The organism is Acidimicrobiales bacterium (assembly GCA_041394265.1).
Classification (GTDB): Bacteria; Actinomycetota; Acidimicrobiia; order Acidimicrobiales; family SZUA-35; genus JBBQUN01.
The window spans coordinates 4,789,341-4,807,222 of sequence record JAWKIO010000005.1 but is presented as its reverse complement, the minus strand read 5'-3'; the positions used below and the strand labels follow the sequence as shown (position 1 = coordinate 4,807,222).

Genomic DNA, 17,882 nt, shown 5'->3' with positions numbered 1-17,882 from the left:
CTGGCGCCCTCAGCGGGGGTGGTGGCGGGTGTCGTAGTCGGCGCTGCCCGCCAAGTGAGCGGCCAGCCCGGACGCTCCCGACGACGCCACGATGTTGCCGAACTCGCTCCGCTCCGATGCGGTGACGGGCCGTTCGAGCATGCCGAAGGTGATGGCCAGCAGGTTGGCCTGTATCCGGGTCTTGGCCACGTGCTCGGCCGACTCGGAGAACAGGATCAGCATCTGGCCGCGATCGAGGCCGCTACCCAGTTGCGCCAGCCAGTAGGCGCGCCCGGGTTCGTCGGGAGCCCGATCGAGGATCCGCTCGTAGGCGGCGTCGATGAACTCACCATCGGGAACGGTCTGGCCCCGCTCGAACTCCGACGCGATGGCGAACGACGATGCAACGATGTCAAGGCTGACGCCCCGTTCGACCTCATCGAACCAGTACTTGACGCCGAGTGGGTCGGGCTCACGCTCGAAGAACCCGAGGTAGAGCCGCACAACCTGGAGGCGACGCTCCAGCCGGGGGTCGGCGGCGATCGTTGCTGCCTCGAGGGGCAACGAGCTGGTCGAGCGAAGCCGAGCAGCGACGGCTGCGGTCTCGGTGGTTGTCGGCCGTACGCCGAGCACGTCGGCGTAGAGCTGGGCTGCCGCCTGCTCGGCCGTGGCAAACGGTGGGAGCTCGAGTGGGATGAGGCGATTGCTCGCGGGCACCACAGCCGGGCTCGCTCCGGCGGAGTTGATCGCTGCCACCGAAACGGCGTAGGGCGTGCCGTTGGCCAAACCGGCAACGGTCAGCGAGCTGCTCAGCGTGTCGATCGTGCGCGCCACGGTGGACCCTGCCGTCACGGTCACTCGATAGCCGGTGTTCGGGGGGCCCGAGCCCAGGGCGGTTCGCTCGAACGAGATATCGATCCGGCCGTTTCCTGCGGTGGCGGTCACACCGCTCGGTGCCGCCGGGGTCGACGACAGCTGCCATCCGAGTGTTTGCACCAGCGTCTGCAGCGCAGGATCGATGGCGGTGAACGTTTCACCCCGACGGAGGTACGGCGTCATCAGGCTGAAACCCGACGACATCGGATAGCGCACCTCGTCGAGATGCGACACCGAACTCCCGCCACTCCAATCGAGTGGGGCGTGGAGTTCCAGCGCCTGTCCGCCCGCTGAGCGGAACCAGAGCTGAGCGCTGCGCAGGCTGTTGCTGGTGGCCGATGACAACGCTGCAAGGTCGGAGTCGCATCCCGCGCTGGTCTCGTGCCGGCACTCGCCGAAGAAGTGGTCGTAAACATACGACGGGCTGTTCGCCTTGGGCCACTCGACCACGTCGTTCACCAGCCGCGCCGAGCTGACGACGCCCAGGCCGTGGCCGACCTCGTGCAGCACGACCGTGCTCAGGTCGACCTGGGTGTCGGAGGCGTCGTCGTCGCCGATGTTCCACAATGAGCCATCCCCGCCTGCGGTCGAGTTGAGGAAGAGCGCGATCTCGCTGCGCGCATCACCACAACCGGTGCCATTCACGTCGTGTCCGAGGAGTTGGTTGGCGAGCGCCATCGGATAGCCGAGATCGGGAAGGGGGAGCCGGGGATCGACCACGAACTCGGTCGGTCCGGCAACGCCGAGGGTGCCGTCGCCGGCCAGCGAGATCCAGCCCAGATCGATGGCGATGGTGGGGCCGCTCAGCCGGAGCGCCGCCGACCACGTGGTCAATGCCGCCCGGACGTCGTTCAGCACCGCCTGTGGCACCGAGCCGTCGTGGCAGATCGAGAAGCCGCCGGCCGGGGTGATCACCGACGCCGACTCGGCGAGCTGCAGTCCGGCCGTGCCTTCGAGGTGGTCGTCGCCGAGCGCCGCGATCTCGATGACGCCGTCGCCGTGGAAGTTCGAGTCGGCGTGGCCGCCGAGGTCGTCGACGATCAACACACCGGGCAGTCGTTCGCTCGCCGAGTGAGCGGGGCCGGCGCCGGCCGGCGAGGTGACCGCAGCGATCACGATGAGCACCATCGTGGTCGACATCACCCGAAGGGCGCCTCGGCTCGATCGCATCCTCAGCTGGCTCCTTCACGGCGACGGCCGGAGAGTACAACGACGGCGGGCCCATCGATTGCTTGGGTGCGCGGGTTCCGGCGTTCGGTGTCGGCCAACAGACCGGCCAACCCGGCAGCACCGGTGTGGTCGGGTGGGGCCATGGCCGCGTCGATCGACCCCAGCGCGTCGCCGGCCAGGCGCTCGGCCCGGATGAAGTCTTCCTCGGATGCGAGCACCGGCCATCCACCGGTTTGGAGCTGATGACGCAGCACCGTCTTCCAGTCATAGGTGACGTCGTCGAGGATGCCACCGGCGATGCTGGACGGCTGCCCCGGCCAGGGTGTCATGGCGTCGTCCGACGAGGCGATGAGGGCAGAGAATGCACCATCGTTGGCCGGGCCGGCCAACGATTCGGCGAGCGTACGGTCGGAGCGAGGCACCGGGTCGATGCCCAGCGTCTCGGCCAACACCGAGCGCAGCCGCTGCCAGGCGGCGACATAGGGGTGTGCCGTTGCCGGTTGGACCGGGTGGAGGCGCGGCAGCCGCCCGAGCACCTCGGCTCGTTGCAGCCCGTCGACGACGGCAGTGGCCAACGCTCCCCCACCGATCTGGATGTACAGGTCGGCCGGTTCGACACTGGCGTCAACGAGTTGATGCGCCAGCTCGAGGCCGAGCGTGCGCCCGCCATCGATCACCCCGGGGCAGATCGGCCCCTGCACCGTGAACGGGCGGGCGCCGGCGCCGAGCGCAAGGTCGAGTTCGCTCAAGCATGGATCGCCGAGCTGCCCGGGCCGGCGTTCGCACACCCGCACGTCGGCCCCGAGACGATGGAGCTCGGACAGCACCACGGGGTTGGCGTCGGTCGGGACGAAAACCAAGAGTTCCCGCTCGACGGCCCGGGCGATCACGGCGGCGCCCATGGCGGCGTTGCCACACGAGGCGATAGCCAGCGGCCGATCGCCACCGGAAGGCTCCTCGTGTTCGTCGATGGCGATCTGGAGGAGCAGTCCGAACAGGTGACGAGCCTTGTGCGATCCGCCCACGTTGTCGGTCTCGACCTTGGCCCAGATGGTTTCGGCGGGCACGACGCCGTCGAGCGGCAGCAGCGGTGTGGTGCGGAAGCCCGTCCCGTCGACCGGAACGAGCGTCCGGTCCAACTCGGTCACGAGTTCCACGTAGGCAGCGTCGTCGAGCCCGGCATCGATGGCCCGCCGATAGGTGTCGAGCGACGACCGGTAGACGACGAATGGCGAGCTCTCGTCGCCGATGGTCTCGCCGTCGGCCCTGGTCGTTGTAGAGTCTGTCACGTCGAATCCTCCGCCCAGAGGCTACCTGGACGGTCTCGACACCGAGAACGATCGAGAAGTCGGTCGAAACAACGATCGATGATGCAAAGCGCCACACCAGCGCTCGAGTAGAGGTGATCCGGGCGATGGTTCGTTACGACAAGTCGGCAGCAGACAAGGGCTCCAAGTACATCGACGATCGGCGATCACAGGGTGGTCGCCGTGGTGGTGGGGCGTCCGGTGCCGGACTCCCGATGGGCAAGGTCGGCGGCGGCCTCGGGGGCCTGCTGGTCCTCATCCTCGGTCTGATCTTCGGCGGCGACGCGCTCGGCGGCGGAGGCGGTGGAACGACCAACGCCGGCTTCGACATCAACGTGCCCGCCATCGACGGTGACTCCTCGGGCGTCGGCACCGCCGGTGCGACCGGCACCGACGTGCCCGATCCGCAGGCCGATACCAAGGAGTTCATGGGCTTCTTGATGTATGACATCCAGGAGACGTGGATGGAGTACTTCGCCGACAACGGCCTCCAGTACCAGGAGACCACCATGGTGATCTTCACCGGTTCGGTCAGCACCGGCTGCGGCAACGCCACCTCGGCGGTCGGCCCCTTCTACTGTCCGGCACCGGGCGACAACAAGGTCTACATCGATTTCGACTTCTACGACGAGCTTGCCCGCCGGTTCGGTGCCCCCGGCGACTTCGCGCAGGCCTACGTCATCGCCCATGAAATCGGCCACCACATCCAGTCCATCACCGGCTACAGCGACGCCGTACGCCAGGCCACCCAGCAAAACCCGAATCTGAAGAACGAGCTCTCGGTCCGCCAAGAACTCCAGGCCGACTGCTTCGCCGGTGTCTGGGCCCACTCGGCTGCCGAGCGCACGACCTCGGCCGGGCTGCCGATCATCGAGCGCGGCGACATCAACGAGGGACTGGCTGCTGCCGCCGCCGTTGGCGACGACCGGATCCAGGAGCAGGCCGGCATGTCGGTCGATCCACACGGCTGGACCCACGGCTCGGCCGAGGCCCGCCAGCAATGGTTCACTGTCGGCCTCGACACCGGCGACCCCGCCCAGTGCAACACCTACGAGGTCGATCGGAGCGAGGTCGGCCTCTGAGCGCTCGCTGCCTCGCCAACTCCTCGGTTGGCGACTTCAGCCGTTCGCCTGCGTGCTGCCACTGTCGGCGTCCTTGACCGACTGCTGACAGCTCGGGACCGTGCGGAATGCCGCGATCAGCGACCCATCGGCGTCGTGGGCGGAGAGTTCCGGCTTCACCACATCGATCACCTTTTCGAGGTGGATGGCGAGTTGGGCCGCCCGCACCTGGTGTCGTGGTTGCTCGTCGATCTCGGGTTCGTCGATCAGCAGTTGACGCATGACGTCGAGTTCCTCGTCGGCAGCCGGCACGCCGGCCTCGACGTCGGCGACCAGCGGGCCAAGGATCGGATCATCGGCGAGGCCGGCCAGTGCATCGAGCAGATCGGCGTTTCGCTCCTCCATGGCGTCGAACGTCGCTCGCCAGGCCGAGCGCCGGCCCTCGGCCTCGGCAACGTCGATCAGTCCGGTCGAGGTCTCGTTGTAGAGCCCGCCCACGTCCTTCACCCACGCCCACAGGATCGGGCACAACGTTTCGGCGGCCGCAACCTGGTCGGCCTCGGCGGCTGTGACCAGGTCGGCTCCGGCGGCCGTCACGGGCGCCGCTTGGCCCGATTCGCCGCCAGACGACGCGGTGCAGCCGGCCAGCGCCGCCGTGGCGAAGAGCAGCCGTTGCCAGCGGAAGGCCGACGCCGTCACTGCTGCTTCACCACCCGTGCCGGGGAACCGACCGCCACGCTGTGGTCGGGAAGATCTCGCGTCACGACCGATCCTGCTCCCACGGCCACGTGCTTGCCGATCGTCACGCCGGGCAGCACCACCACGTTGGCCCCGAGCCATGAACCCGCACCGATCAGCACCGGCTTCTCCCCCACCGACTGCCGGCCGATCGGCAGATGCGGATCGGCGACGCCGTGGTTCTGGTCGGTGACGTACACGTTCGGGCCGAAGAAGACGTCGTCTTCGATCGTGATGGAGTAGTGACCGACGATGCTCGAATGGCGGCCGATCAGGCAGCGATCGCCGATGCGCACGATGCCGTCGTGGAGCAGTTCCTGACCGGGCACCATGCCGGCGCTGAGCGACACGTACGGGCCGATGAGCGTGTCGGTCCCGATACGGATGGACTGCTCACCGAACAGCGCAGCGGGCGGAAAGCAGAGCCAGGAACCCTCGCCAAAGGCGGCGAAGCGTCGCCCCCGACGGCTGTGCGCCGTGATGGCGGCCCGCTTCGACAACCATTCATAGCTGCCGAGGAGGAGGTCGGCCCGCGTCGGCCGACCCCCATCGAGCGGGTTCACCAGTGGGCGGCGAGGGCGACGGCGATACTCGCTGCGACCTGCGCGTTGTTCTCGGCCAGGGCCAAGTTGGTCGGGATCGAGTCGCCGTCGGTGGCGTCGGCGAGGGCGCCGAGGATGGCGGGCGTTACGGCATTGCCGACGACGCCGGTAGCTGCTGCTGCGGCGAGCGCCTGATCGACGGCCGAGGTGAGACGGGCGAAGTCGATGGCCGCGTTCTCGGGCACCGGGGCGACCACCAGCACACCGCCTCCACCCATGGCCCAGTGTGCTCGGGCGATGTCGGCGACCTCGTCGGCCGACTCGACACGATGGGGCACTGCGAGGCCACTGCTGCGGGCGTGGAAGGCAGGGAAGTCGTCGCACTGCCAGCCGAGTACGGGCACGCTGTCGGTCTCGAGCCGTTCGAGTGTGGCCGCCAGGTCGAGGAAGACCTTTGCCCCGGCGGACACCGTGACGACTTGGTGTGAGGCCAGGGCGTCGAGATCGGCGCTGATGTCGCCGGTCTCTTCCCAGCCCCGGTGCACACCGCCGATCCCACCCGTGGCGAAGACCTCGATGCCGGCCTGGGCGGCAATGGCGAGCGAGGCCGACACCGTGGTGGCGCCATAGGGCCAACGTTGGGCCACCGCCACGCTGATGTCGCGAGCGGCCACCTTGCGAGCCGGGCCACAGATGATGTCGGGGTCGGCGTGACCGATCGAGATGCGACCATCCAGGATGGCGGTCAGTGCGGGCACCGCTCCCCCGTCGATCACGGCCCGACGACAGCGTTCGAGCGCTTCGCCGTTGGCCGGTGCCGGGAGTCCGAGGTGGGAGAAGATCGTCGACTCGAGTGCCACGATCGGCATCGCCGAATCGACGGCGTCGGCGACGTCGGGAGAGAGCTCGATCTCGACTGCGGTCATTGCAGGACCCATTCCACCCCGTCGGGGGTATCGCGTACTTCGATCCCTGCCTTCGCGAGTTCATCGCGCAGCAGGTCGGAAAGGTCATATCGCTTCTCGTCGCGAACTGCTCGCCTCAGCTCGAGGGTGGCGGCGACGACCGGCTCGATCACCTGACGCGGATCCTGGAGTCCCGCCACGGCGGCAGTGCCCAACCGGGAGATCATCGACCGGAGCGCAGCCCGCGCTCGATCCTTGTGGTCGTTCTGCGTGGTATCGGCCGACCAGGTCTCGATTGCCTGTTCCAGCGCCAGCACGGCTCCCACGGCACCCGAGGCGTCGCCGGCATCGATGGCCGCGTCGAAGCTCGCCTCCTGTTTGGCAATGTCGTCGAGCAGGCTCGACCCGCCCGCGCCCGTAGCGGGTTGCCGCTCGACAGCCGACGCCTGCTCGCGCTCGGGGTCGGATGTGGTGACCAACGACGGGCGCCGACCGTGATCGGGCGACCGGAGCGCGTCGATCGAGACGGTCAAGCCCGCCTCGATGCGGCTCGATTCACCCTGGGTCCGGAGTGTGAGGGCCCCTTTCCCGACCACCTCGGCAGTGTTCGCATCGAGGTCGAGGATGACAGCGGTGTGCTCATCGATCCCGAGGATGAACTGGTCGGGGTCGAGCTGGGATTCGAGCATGCGCAGTCGCGTCTCGCCGAGGTAGCAGAAGCGGGTGTCGTGGTTGCCGCCCTCGGTGTTGTCGTAGTGCGGGATGACCGCCACCGGCAGCCCGAGCGGGGTCAGCAGGTCGAGTCCGGGCTCCCAGACCGGTTCGGCCCCCACCTTGTAGATCTCGTACACCGGGACCGTGCCGACGCCGAGCGTCAACACCGCCGCCGATGAGAACACCAACGTGCCGCCCCGCTCCAGCTTGTCGGCGAGCAGCGATGGCAGCGAACTCTGGCGCCATTGGCGGAGCGCGTAGGTCGGGCTGCCGGGGCCGGCGAAGACCCAGTCGGCCTGGCGGACCTTGGCCAGGCCAGCTTCGACCACGACCGGATCGGCCCCCTCTATCCGGGTGAGCCCAGCCGCTTCGACGTCACGGCCGATGGATTCGCTGAAGAACTGAAGGGTCTTCTCGACCAAGATGTCGCGGTTCTCCTGGAACCCGAACGGGGTGTCGAGCATGACCGCCTTCGGCGACTCGACACCGATGGCGTCGAAGATCGCTCGGTGCGGTTTGATCATCGTGGGTGCGGTTTCGCCCGAACCCATCAGCACCAGTACACGCGGAGTTGTCACGAGTCATCCTTCTCGGCCCGGGGAACCTTCGCGAGCCGCTGACCTACGGTAACGTTCGACGGTGACCGAGTCAGCACCGGAGTGGATGACAGCCAGGCAGCTCGCCGACGCGCTGGCCAGCGGCCAGCTGTCGGCCGTGGAGGCGCTCGATGCGCATCTCGCCGCCGTCGACGATCGGAACCCGGCGATCAACGTCGTGGTCACCCTCGACGCAGAGCGGGCTCGAGCCGAGGCCCGCTCGATCGATGATCGCCGGACGGCCGGCGAGCCACTTGGTCCGCTGGCCGGTGTCCCGATCACTATCAAGGACTCCCTCATGACGGCGGGGATGCGCACCACTTCGGGCGCTCCCGAGCTGGCCGACTTCGTCCCCACCATCGACGCTGCGCCCGTCGCGCGCCTACGGGCCGCCGGTGCGGTGATCTTCGGCAAGACCAACCTCCCGATCTACGCAGGCGACACCCAGAGCTTCAACGACATCTTCGGCACCTCGAACAACCCGTGGGATCTCACCCGCACCGTCGGCGGCAGCTCGGGCGGATCCGCCGGCGCTCTCGCCGCCGGGCTCACCTCGCTCGAGGTGGGGAGCGACATCGCCGGCTCCATCCGCAATCCCGCCGGGATGTGCGGCGTGGTCGGACACAAGCCGAGCTACGGCATCGTTTCGGCGAAGGGTCAGATCCCTGGTCCTCCCGGCACACTCACGCAGGCCGATCTCGCCGTGGTTGGGCCGATGGCGCGCTCGGTGGAAGACGCCCAGTTGGCCCTGGATCTCCTCGCCGGCCCCGACGACTGGCACGATGCCGCCTGGTCGCTTCGCCTCCCGAATTCCCGAACGGCCGAACCGTCTGCGCTCCGAGTGGCGGTGATGGCCAGCGACCCGTATTGCCCGGTCGATCCCGAGATCGAAGCCGCTATCAACGCCGTCGCCAGCCAACTCGAGTCGCTCGGGGCGACGGTCAGCAACGATGCCCGCCCCGACCAGTTCGACTTCGCCAAGGCCGATCGCACGTTCTGGGCATTGCTCGGCGGCGCCCTGTCGGGAAGCTACCGGCTCGATGAACTCGACGACATGGCCCAGCGGGCCGCGTCGGGCGAGCAGGTACCGGGCGAACTCGGCATCGATCTCGCCTGGCTGCGGCACCGCGAGTGGCTCACCAACAACGAACGTCGTTTGCAGATGCGGGCCCGCTGGAAGACCTTCTTCGAGTCGTGGGACGTCGTGCTCGCCCCGATCGCGCCGACCGTTGCGTACCTCCACGATCAGTCGTTCCCGATGTCGGCCCGCACAGTCGATGTCGCCGGCGAGCAGCGCCCCTACCTCGACATCATGCGCTGGATGGGGCTCTTCGGGATGGCGTACCTTCCCGCCACGGCGCTTCCGATTGCCATGCATTCCTCAGGCTTGCCGATCGGGCTGCAGGTCGTTGGGCCGTTTCTCGAAGATCACACGGCGCTTGCGGTTGCCCGGATCATCGAGGAGATCGTCGGCGGCACACCACGTCCACCCGCCTACCGATGACCGACACGCCGACTGGGTGGGTGCCCCGGATGGTCGCAAGCGACCTCGACGGCACCCTCTTCAGTTCGGAACGACAGGTCGCCGACCGCACCGCCGACACGCTACGTCGGGTCGCAGCGACTGGCGTCATGGTCGTCGCCGCCACCGGTCGCAGCCACTGGACGGCCATCCCACGCCTGTCGCCGGTCGGCGCGTTCCGGTGGGCGGTCTGCTCCAACGGCAGCGCACTGTTCGACTTCGAACGCATGGCAGTGGTCGAGCGTCAGCTGCTCGACCACGAGGCGAGTGCCGCCATCGCCGAGCTTCCCCGCCTTCTTCCGGGCGTCGGGCTGGCGTGGGAACACGCTGCCGGCATCGATCGTGACGACGTCTTCGTCGCCCAACGCCGCCGCAACGGTGCGGTGTTCGAGGAACCAGCCGTGGCGTTCGACGCCGGCCTCGAGCTGAACAAGGTCCTGGTCGGCCACGACGATCTCGAGCACGACGAACTCCTGGATGCGGTGCGACCACACGTCCCGCCGGCACTCGAAATCAGCTCATCGGGTGCCAGCTTCATCGAGATCACTGCGCCCGGCGTCGACAAGGCGGCGATGCTGGCCCGTCTGGTGGCACGGCTCGGTATCGACGCGACCGACGTCGTCGCCTTCGGCGATCAGCACAACGACCTCGCCATGCTCCGCTGGGCCGGGCGGGGCTACGCCATGGCCAACGCGCATCCCACCGTGTTCGACGCCACGCCACTGCGGGCGCCGCACCACGACGACCACGGCGTGGCCCAGATCCTCGACCTGCTCTTCCCCATCGACGGAACGCTCGTCAGCTGATCCGAGCGACGAGGAAGCTACGCAAGAGTCGCTGGAAGCGCCGCTCGTAGTGGTCGTACGCCGTCCGCAGCTCGTGCGCCGGCCACGCTCTCGATCCATCGATCCCGGCATGCAGTTCCAGTGGCAACTGGGGATCGACGGTGAGGTGACGCACGACCGCCGCCGAGATCGTGAAGGCGCCAGGGAGGACCGTCGGATCATCGCCATCGAGCCGGTCGCTCGTCGCCTCGAGGGCGCTCAGCAGGCGCCGTCCGGCCGCCGCCAATTCGTCGAGCGGCCACAGGGCATGCGCAACCTCGGCGTTCGACGGCCGATCCAGCGAGCCACGGAGCACGATCACATCGTCGAGTTGCTCGGCCTGTTCGCGCACCGCCGCCCCGAGGTTGTCGGGGCGCAGCCACGCGTCGGGGCGCAGCTCGCCGAAGCGGAGGTCGCTGAGTGCGGAGCGGAAGGCCCGGCGGGCGGCGACCGACCGACGATCGGCGCTCACCAGCACGCTGACCCAGTCGCCGTTCCACTCGCCGGTCGGTTCGGCCCGACCCTCTCGCTGCAGTCGCTGGCGGCGCAACAGACGACCGCTCAGGGCGTAGACGCCGTCGTCGTTGGTCAGCTCGCCGTTGCTCACCATCCGTGACAGCGCGGTGCGCATCGTGCCGGTCGGCACGTCGAACAGCTCGGCGAGCGCCATGATCGCCGAGACCGGCAGCCTCGGGGGCTCACCGCCGAGGAGCACCGACAGCACGATCGAGCGAGCCGAGAACGGCCGCAGACCGAGCGATACCGGATCGACCGCGATGGGGTGGATGGACGAGCTCAACGCCGGCAGCTGCTCGTTGCTCGGCGTGGCAGTGGATCAGGCGTTGGCCGACAGGGCGCCGAGGAGGCGGTCGACGAACGAGGTGGCGTCGCGTTCGATCCGATCGCGACGGATGGCGTAGCCGCCGATCACGTCGCCACCGCGGCGTTCGACGATTGCCGAGAGCTTCTCGAGGGTCTTGCCGTCTTTGAGTGCGTAGGTGCAGTACACCGCTGCCTGCTTGCCGTCGATCACCGGCATCTTCTTCAGCCGTCCCTCACGGCCCGGGCGCTGTCCGGCGATGAAGATGCCGTCGACCCAGGAACCGACGATGACCAGATCGGCCCCCGACAGTGCCTCGAGATCGATGGCCGTGATCGGCGAGGCCACCGTGGGAATGCCGGCCTCGGTGAGCTGGTCGGCAATCGCACGACCGGCCTTGGCGGTGTTTCCGGTGAGACTCTCGAAGATCACGATGGCTTGCATGGGGCGAAAGCGTAGCCTCGCTGCGTGCCCCGTATCGAGATCATCGACCACGAAGATCCACGAATCTTTCAGTTCCAAGGACTGCGCGACCACACGCTGCGCCAGAAGCGCGAACTGCCCGGCGGCGAGATGGCCAGCTGGTTCATCGCCGAGGGCGATCTCGTGGTGGAGCGGGCACTTGCCGCCGGGTACGAACTCGACTCGATCCTGATCGACGGCAAGCGAACCAAACCGTTCGGCGACGCCGTCGGCGACGACGTGCCAATCTACGCCTGCGCCCCGAACGTGCTCCAGCACATCACCGGCTATCACCTCCACCGCGGCTGCGTGGCCTGCTTTCGTCGCAAGCCGCTGCTCAGCGTCGACGACGTGCTCCCCGACGCCCGGAACATCCTCGTGTGTGAGGGCATCATGAACCCCACCAACATGGGCGTGATCCTGCGCTGCGCCGCCGGCCTCGGGATCGACTCGTTCTTCCTCGACCCGACGTGCAGCGATCCGCTGTACCGACGTTCAGGCCGGGTCTCGATGGGCGAGGCCTATGCCCTCCCCTACGCCCGACTCGACGCCTTCCCCGATGGGCTCGATGTGCTGAGAGAGGCCGGTGTCCGCCTCGTCGCCCTCACACCCGGCGATCCCGGCGTCCCCGGCCGTGATGCGCTCGACATCGCCGAACTGGTCGTGGAACGAGACGAACGGGTCGCCCTCCTCCTCGGCAGCGAGGGCCCTGGCCTCACGGCCGGCACGCTCGAGACTGTCCATCAGCGAGTACGAATTCCGATGTCGGGGACGGTCGACTCCATCAACGTCGGTTCCGCTGCGGCCGTCGCCTTCTACGCACTGCAGCAGGCCCGTCGAGCCGGCGAGCGCTGAATCATCGAGCACTGAATCCTCAAGCACTGAATCCTCAAGCACTGAATCCTCAAGCACTGAATCATCAAGCACTGGGCCAGCTGCGCCGTCGTCGCTCGGCCACAACGCCCAGGCGTAGTCATCGACCTCGGTGTGCAGGCTCGGCCGTTCGACGACGGTCGTCGGGGCATCGAGCGCGTCGAGCAGTTCGGCAGCGCTCGGCCCCGCGGCGGGTTGGTCTCGCCGGCGCAGCGGCTCGCCTCGGCCCTGTGCTTTTGCCGTCGGTGTCTCGAGCGCCGAGGCACGGAGTCCGGCCACCGCGGCGTGGAGATCGTCGACCGCGTCGAGCCGCTTCGAAAATGGCAGACGGGTGACCGAGTTGCCGGTCGGCTCTGCCAACTCGACGACCAGTCCATACCGGTCAACCGAGGTGAGACGGCACCAGGTCGCCCGCCATCGCCCAACCAGCCCTTGCACCATCAGCAGCAGGTCGTCATCGAGTCGGCGGCCGATCTCGTCGACAAGGGCGCGTTGGCGGTCGCCGCCGAACTCGTCGAGGCCCGACAACGGGTCGGGCTCGGCGTTGGCGAGATCGGCCGGGATCAACCAGTGGCTCGAGCCGTCGTCATCGATCCACTGCACGCGTGACGGCACGAGCCGGAGCCAGGAGTAGTCGAGCGACTCCATCGGGCCGGCGAGATGAGGGTGGGTGGCGATGAGTGCCGGCTGCAGCGCCAGTTGCTGGAGCCCAGGAACCGCAGCCAGGTCGCCCTGGAGGACCAGCCGATCACCGATCGACATCCCGGCCCGGGCGTCCTGGCGGGCTCGAAGCGTGATGGAGGCGAGGTTCGACAGCACGGTCACCGGTGCACCGCTGCCGTCGTCGAGCACGGCGACGTGGGCCAGCAGGGGGCGACCGTCGTGATCGACGGCCGCCAACGTCGCTGTCGATGCCGTGGCCAGCGCCGTGCGCGCCTGCTCCGCCAGGGTCGGTGCCATCATGCTCTGGTTATCGGCACACGCGCCCGTGACTGAAGCGGCGGCAGTCCGCTTGTCTCCGGCGCCACGAGCAGGCACCATCTGCCGATGATCGAATCGACGATGCAGGACTTCCCGCTCACCATCACCCACCTCTTCCGTCACGGTCGACGGGTGCACGGTCGCTCGAAGGTCCTGACCTATGCCCCGGGCGGCGCCGACGGCGACTTCGCGGAGGCGACCTTTGCCGAGGTCGGCGATCGGGCCGATCAACTCGCGGCGGCCCTGCAGCGGCTCGGCGTCGAGCCGGGTGATCGGGTCGGCACGTTCATGTGGAACAACCAGACGCACCTCGAGGCCTACTTCGCCATCCCCTGCATGGGTGCGGTCCTGCACACCCTGAACATCCGCCTGTTCCCGGAGCAGCTGGCCTATGTCATCAACCATGCCGACGATCGTGTGATCATCCTCGACGCCAACCTGGCGCCGATGCTCGCTGCGGTACGCGACCAGATCCCCAACGTGCGCCATCTCATCGTGATCGGCGACGACCCGGGCGGTGACGCCACGATCGAGGAACTGCTCGGCGAGACGCTCGACTACGAGACCCTGCTGGCCAAGGAATCGCCGGGGTTCGTCTACCCCGAGATCGACGAACGAGCCGCTGCGGCCATGTGCTACACGAGCGGCACCACCGGCAACCCCAAGGGTGTCGCTTACTCGCACCGCTCCACCTATCTGCACACGATCGCCGGCAGCTCGGCCCAGGCCATGCCCCTCAACCAGTATGACCGGGCACTCATCATCGTCCCGATGTTCCATGCGAACGCCTGGGGCCTGCCCTATGTCTGCTGGTCGGTCGGCGCCGACATCGTGATGCCTCAGCAATACCTGCAGGCAGCACCGCTGGCCGAGATCATCGAGGCCACCCGACCAACCTTCTCGGGTGCCGTGCCCACGGTGCTCGCCGATGTGCTCCACAACCGCGCCGACGCCGACCTCAGCTCGCTGAAGTGGATGATCTGCGGCGGCTCGGCGGTGCCGCAGTCGCTCATGGCCGGCTACGACGCCACCTTCGGTGTGCCGGTGGTCCAGGCGTGGGGCATGACCGAGACCAGCCCGATGGCCGCTCAGGCCCGAGCGCCACGATGGGTCGACGACCCCGCTGACCAGATGGTGTATCGCCAGCGCACCGGCCGGGTCATGCAGGGCGTCGAGATCCGCATCTGCAACGACGCCGGCGAGGAACAGCCCTGGGACGGCGAGTCGACCGGCGAGATCGAGGTGCGGGGCCCGTGGATCACCGGCTCGTACTACCTCGACCCATCCGAGGAGAAGTTCCACGACGGGTGGCTCCGCACCGGCGACGTCGGCTCGATCGATCCGGACGGCTTCATCCAGATCTCGGATCGAGCGAAAGACGTCATCAAGTCGGGCGGCGAGTGGATCAGCTCGGTCGACCTCGAGAACACCCTGATGGGCCACCCCGCCGTTCGCGAAGCGGCCGTGATCGGTGTCCCCGACGACCGCTGGGACGAGCGGCCGCTCGCCTGCATCGTCTCCGGCGGCGACGTCAGTGTCGACGAACTGCGCGCGTACCTCATCGAGAATGTCGCCAAGTGGTGGGTCCCCGAGCGCTGGACCTTCATCGAGGAAGTCCCGAAGACCTCGGTCGGCAAGTTCGACAAGAAGGTCCTCCGAGCCCGTCACGCCGCCGGCGAGCTGCAGATCGAACAGCGTTGATCCCAGCAGCGGGCAAGCGCTGCGGACTCACGAACGGCCCGCGAGTCCTTCGGCGAGGATGGCCCCCGGGCTGACGATGGTGTGGTCATGGCGTTTGCCCTGGGACCGACACGACCAGCCGGTCGCCACCGCCCCTGAGCCGGCGGCCGCGCCGGTATCGAGGTGCGGACGCCACAGCTGATCGAACAAGGCATGCGACATGTCGGCGTTCTCGGCCTCGTGACCGAAGATGCCGGCCATGCCACAACAGCCGGTCGACACCCGTTGCACGTCGTGACCGACGGCGCCGAGGACGCGGGTCCAGCCATCGATCCATGCCGGCGCCAGGGCCTGCTCGGTGCAATGGCCGAATAGGTGGAGCGAACGGGGTTGGGCAGCGGGCGGCAGTCGGTCCATCCGATCGACCAGCAGATCGATCAGCGGGCGCACGGCGTGGCGGGGATAGGTCGTATCGACCTTGGCATAGTCGTGTCGGTGCATGAGGGCGATCGCCGGATCGAGCGAGACCGCCACCGCTCCAGCCTCCTCGATCTGATCGAGCAGTTCGCGCTGTGCGGACGCCGCCCTGGCGAAGCGTCGGCGCAGGCCCTTGACATGGTCGAACTTGGCGGTGGGTACCAGCCGTGACACGGCGACCGAGTAGCCAACCGCCTCGAGCAGGGCAACGGCCGCCACCGCCTCCTCACGGTCGAGCACCGAGGTGAAGACATCGGCCAGCACCACCACATCGACATCGACGTCGTCGGGATCGAAGGTGGGCAGGGTGGCTGCGGGGCGCGCCGGCACGTCGGGGAGATCGACCAGTCCGAGACGCCCTGCCGCCAATCGGGCGATCGGCGAGTTCCGGCCGGGTAGCCGCTGCACGAGCGGTACCAGCGACTCGAATCGGGACAGCACGTGGTCGCGCAGCGGTCGCCGCCGATCTGCGTAGTACGCCTCGAAGAACCGTGACTTCAGCTCGGGGATGTCGACGTGGACCGGGCAGTGCCCGGTGCACGCACCGCACGACAGGCAGCTCCGCAACGAACCGGCCAACGCCTCGGCCGTCGCCGAATCCTGGCGGTCGTGGAGCCACGCGCGGATGAGGTCGGTGCGCCCCTTTGGCGCCAGCACCGGATCGTCGGTGACCTTGTACGACGGACACATCACCTCGCTGTCGCCGAAGTGATGGCACAGCCCGTTGCCGTTGCAGTCGAAGGCATGGGAGTAGTCGGTCCGGATCGTCACCGGCACGGCCCGATCGAACGCCGCCCGGCGTGGCACGTCGGCCAGCCCGATCAGAGGGAGGTCGGAGCCGGTCGGCCGGTACATCTTGCCCGGGTTCATCCGGTCGAGCGGATCGAAGGCCGCCTTGACCGTCCGCATGATGTCGATCAGGTCGGCAGGCAGCACGTTGTCGACGACCGCGCTGCGGAGACCACGACCGTGCTCACCCCAGAGCAGGCCGCCGAACCGGTCGAGGAGTTCGAGCACCTCGCTGGTGATCGTGGCGACGAGTGCCTCGTGCTCGGCGCTGGTCGGGTCGAGCGCAGGGCGAACGTGCACACAACCGACGTCGGCGTGGCCGAACATGGCGTAGTCCAGCCCTCGGCGATCGAGCAGTGCCCGGAACTCCGCGATGAAGGCAGCAAGCTCGCTCACCGGGACGGCGCAGTCCTCGACGAACGCCGTCGGCCGGGGCGCGCCGTGGGGCACCTTCGCCAGCAGGCCGACGGCGTCGGCTCGCACCTTCCAGATAGCAGCGCGGTCGACGGCCTGGTCGACGAGGGCGTGACCACTCGACCGACCGGTCGTCGCCAACTGCGACAGGATCGCAGCCAGCAGGGGGTCGTCGTCGGGGACGTCGTACTCGCAGAGGAGGATGGCGTCGGTTCCGGCCGGCACATGGGGCGCCAGCCGGGGCCAGGCGGGCGACGCCGCACCCCGCTCGAGCGTGACACGATCCGACACCTCGATCGCCGACGGCGCCAAGGGAGGCGGCTCGGCCCCGTGACCGGACAGCTCGACCGCGTCTCTCAACGCCGCATCAATGGTCGGATACGCCGCCACGATGAGGGTGGTGTGCTTCGGGATTTCGGTCAGGCGGAGGGTGGCCCGAACCACGACGCCGAGCGTTCCCTCGGCCCCACAGATGACCGGGATGGGATCGACCAGCCCGTCGTGGTGGACCCGACTGATCCCGTACCCGCTGAAGCCGCGAGCCAGCTCGGGGAGCTCGAACGGACCGAGGTCGGCCAGGTCCAGCAGTGTCCGCCAGATCGTGCCGACGGCGTCGGTCCGGTCGGTCGCGGCCCGTGCGTCGTCGATCGGAAGGGCTCGAGCGGTCCACACGGTCCCATCGGCGAGCACCACATCGAGCGACTCGACGTGACGATGGGTGCGGCCGTAGAGCAGCGACCCCTTGCCCGCAGCGTCGGTCGCGATCATGCCCCCGACCGTCGCCCGGTTCCGGGTGGAGGTATGGGGCGCCCAGAACAGTCCGTCGGGTGCGAGCACCTCGTCGAGCTTGCCGGCGACCACGCCCGGCTCGACCACGGCCCGGCGCCCGGCCACGTCGATCTCGAGGATGTGATGCAGATGCTGGCGAGTGTCGATCACCAGGCCGTCGGTCAGGCACTGGCCGTTGGTCGACGTGCCACCACCACGTGGACACACCGCCAGCGGTTCGCGACGTGCGTTGTTCTCGATGACGAGGCGCACCACGTCATCGACCGTCGACGGGGTGGCCACCTCGGCGGGTCGCCACTGGTGGACCGAGTTGTCGGTCGCTCGTACGATCCGCGCCCCGAGGTCGGTCACTGGTCGCCGTGA

General features: G+C 68.3%; 15 protein-coding genes. 6 read left to right on the top strand and 9 right to left on the bottom strand.

Annotated elements, in window-relative coordinates; translation table 11 throughout:
- Positions 1-9 precede the first annotated feature (9 nt).
- Together R2733_23020 and R2733_23015 are read right to left on the bottom strand one after the other, a co-directional pair.
- Positions 10-2,025, bottom strand: coding sequence for a DUF4214 domain-containing protein (locus tag R2733_23020; protein ID MEZ5379391.1), 2,016 nt, complete (start codon positions 2,023-2,025; stop codon positions 10-12).
- Between the two features lie 2 nt (positions 2,026-2,027).
- Positions 2,028-3,314 (bottom strand): PLP-dependent lyase/thiolase, encoded by a 1,287-nt coding sequence (locus R2733_23015; protein ID MEZ5379390.1) that lies wholly within the window; start codon positions 3,312-3,314, stop codon positions 2,028-2,030.
- Positions 3,315-3,439: 125 nt separating this feature from the next.
- Between R2733_23015 and R2733_23010 the strand changes: the two genes are divergently transcribed.
- A complete protein-coding gene (locus R2733_23010; GenBank protein MEZ5379389.1) occupies positions 3,440-4,414 on the top strand; it encodes a neutral zinc metallopeptidase in 975 nt (324 codons plus the stop codon).
- 36 nt (positions 4,415-4,450) lie between these two features.
- On the opposite strand, the gene R2733_23005 is transcribed toward R2733_23010, so the two are convergent.
- The 4 genes from R2733_23005 to R2733_22990 are packed head-to-tail and all read right to left on the bottom strand — an operon-like array spanning position 4,451 to position 7,870.
- Complete coding sequence (locus R2733_23005; GenBank protein MEZ5379388.1) at positions 4,451-5,092, bottom strand: hypothetical protein; 642 nt, start codon at positions 5,090-5,092, stop codon at positions 4,451-4,453.
- On the bottom strand, positions 5,089-5,694 hold the full coding sequence (locus R2733_23000) for an acyltransferase (protein MEZ5379387.1): 606 nt from the start codon (positions 5,692-5,694) through the stop codon (positions 5,089-5,091). Before R2733_23000 ends, R2733_23005 begins: the two co-directional genes overlap by 4 nt.
- A complete protein-coding gene (locus R2733_22995) occupies positions 5,691-6,599 on the bottom strand; it encodes a pseudouridine-5'-phosphate glycosidase (GenBank protein ID MEZ5379386.1) in 909 nt (302 codons plus the stop codon). Before R2733_22995 ends, R2733_23000 begins: the two co-directional genes overlap by 4 nt.
- Positions 6,596-7,870, bottom strand: a complete 1,275-nt coding sequence (locus R2733_22990; protein ID MEZ5379385.1) for a hypothetical protein — start codon at positions 7,868-7,870, stop codon at positions 6,596-6,598. Before R2733_22990 ends, R2733_22995 begins: the two co-directional genes overlap by 4 nt.
- Before the next feature lie 61 nt (positions 7,871-7,931).
- Between R2733_22990 and R2733_22985 the strand changes: the two genes are divergently transcribed.
- Both R2733_22985 and R2733_22980 read left to right on the top strand, forming a co-directional pair.
- On the top strand, positions 7,932-9,392 hold the full coding sequence (locus tag R2733_22985; protein MEZ5379384.1) for an amidase: 1,461 nt from the start codon (positions 7,932-7,934) through the stop codon (positions 9,390-9,392).
- A 29-nt stretch (positions 9,393-9,421) separates the two neighbouring features.
- A complete protein-coding gene (locus R2733_22980; protein MEZ5379383.1) occupies positions 9,422-10,216 on the top strand; it encodes an HAD-IIB family hydrolase in 795 nt (264 codons plus the stop codon).
- On the opposite strand, the gene R2733_22975 is transcribed toward R2733_22980, so the two are convergent.
- Positions 10,209-11,033: a hypothetical protein gene (locus tag R2733_22975; GenBank protein ID MEZ5379382.1), complete on the bottom strand. Its 825-nt coding sequence runs from the start codon at positions 11,031-11,033 to the stop codon at positions 10,209-10,211. The genes R2733_22980 and R2733_22975 overlap by 8 nt on opposite strands.
- Positions 11,034-11,069: 36 nt before the next feature.
- Positions 11,070-11,498 (bottom strand): flavodoxin family protein, encoded by a 429-nt coding sequence (locus R2733_22970; GenBank protein MEZ5379381.1) that lies wholly within the window; start codon positions 11,496-11,498, stop codon positions 11,070-11,072.
- Positions 11,499-11,522: 24 nt separating this feature from the next.
- On the opposite strand from R2733_22970, the gene R2733_22965 reads away from it, so the two are divergent.
- The 3 genes from R2733_22965 to R2733_22955 all read left to right on the top strand — a co-directional run bounded on the left by R2733_22965 (position 11,523) and on the right by R2733_22955 (position 15,071).
- Complete coding sequence (locus R2733_22965; protein MEZ5379380.1) at positions 11,523-12,371, top strand: RNA methyltransferase; 849 nt, start codon at positions 11,523-11,525, stop codon at positions 12,369-12,371.
- Between the two features lie 132 nt (positions 12,372-12,503).
- Positions 12,504-12,998, top strand: coding sequence for a hypothetical protein (locus R2733_22960; protein MEZ5379379.1), 495 nt, complete (start codon positions 12,504-12,506; stop codon positions 12,996-12,998).
- A 438-nt stretch (positions 12,999-13,436) separates the two neighbouring features.
- Complete coding sequence (locus tag R2733_22955) at positions 13,437-15,071, top strand: long-chain fatty acid--CoA ligase (protein MEZ5379378.1); 1,635 nt, start codon at positions 13,437-13,439, stop codon at positions 15,069-15,071.
- Between the two features lie 27 nt (positions 15,072-15,098).
- On the opposite strand, the gene R2733_22950 is transcribed toward R2733_22955, so the two are convergent.
- Positions 15,099-17,870, bottom strand: coding sequence for an FAD-binding and (Fe-S)-binding domain-containing protein (locus R2733_22950; GenBank protein ID MEZ5379377.1), 2,772 nt, complete (start codon positions 17,868-17,870; stop codon positions 15,099-15,101).
- Positions 17,871-17,882: the final 12 nt, after the last annotated feature.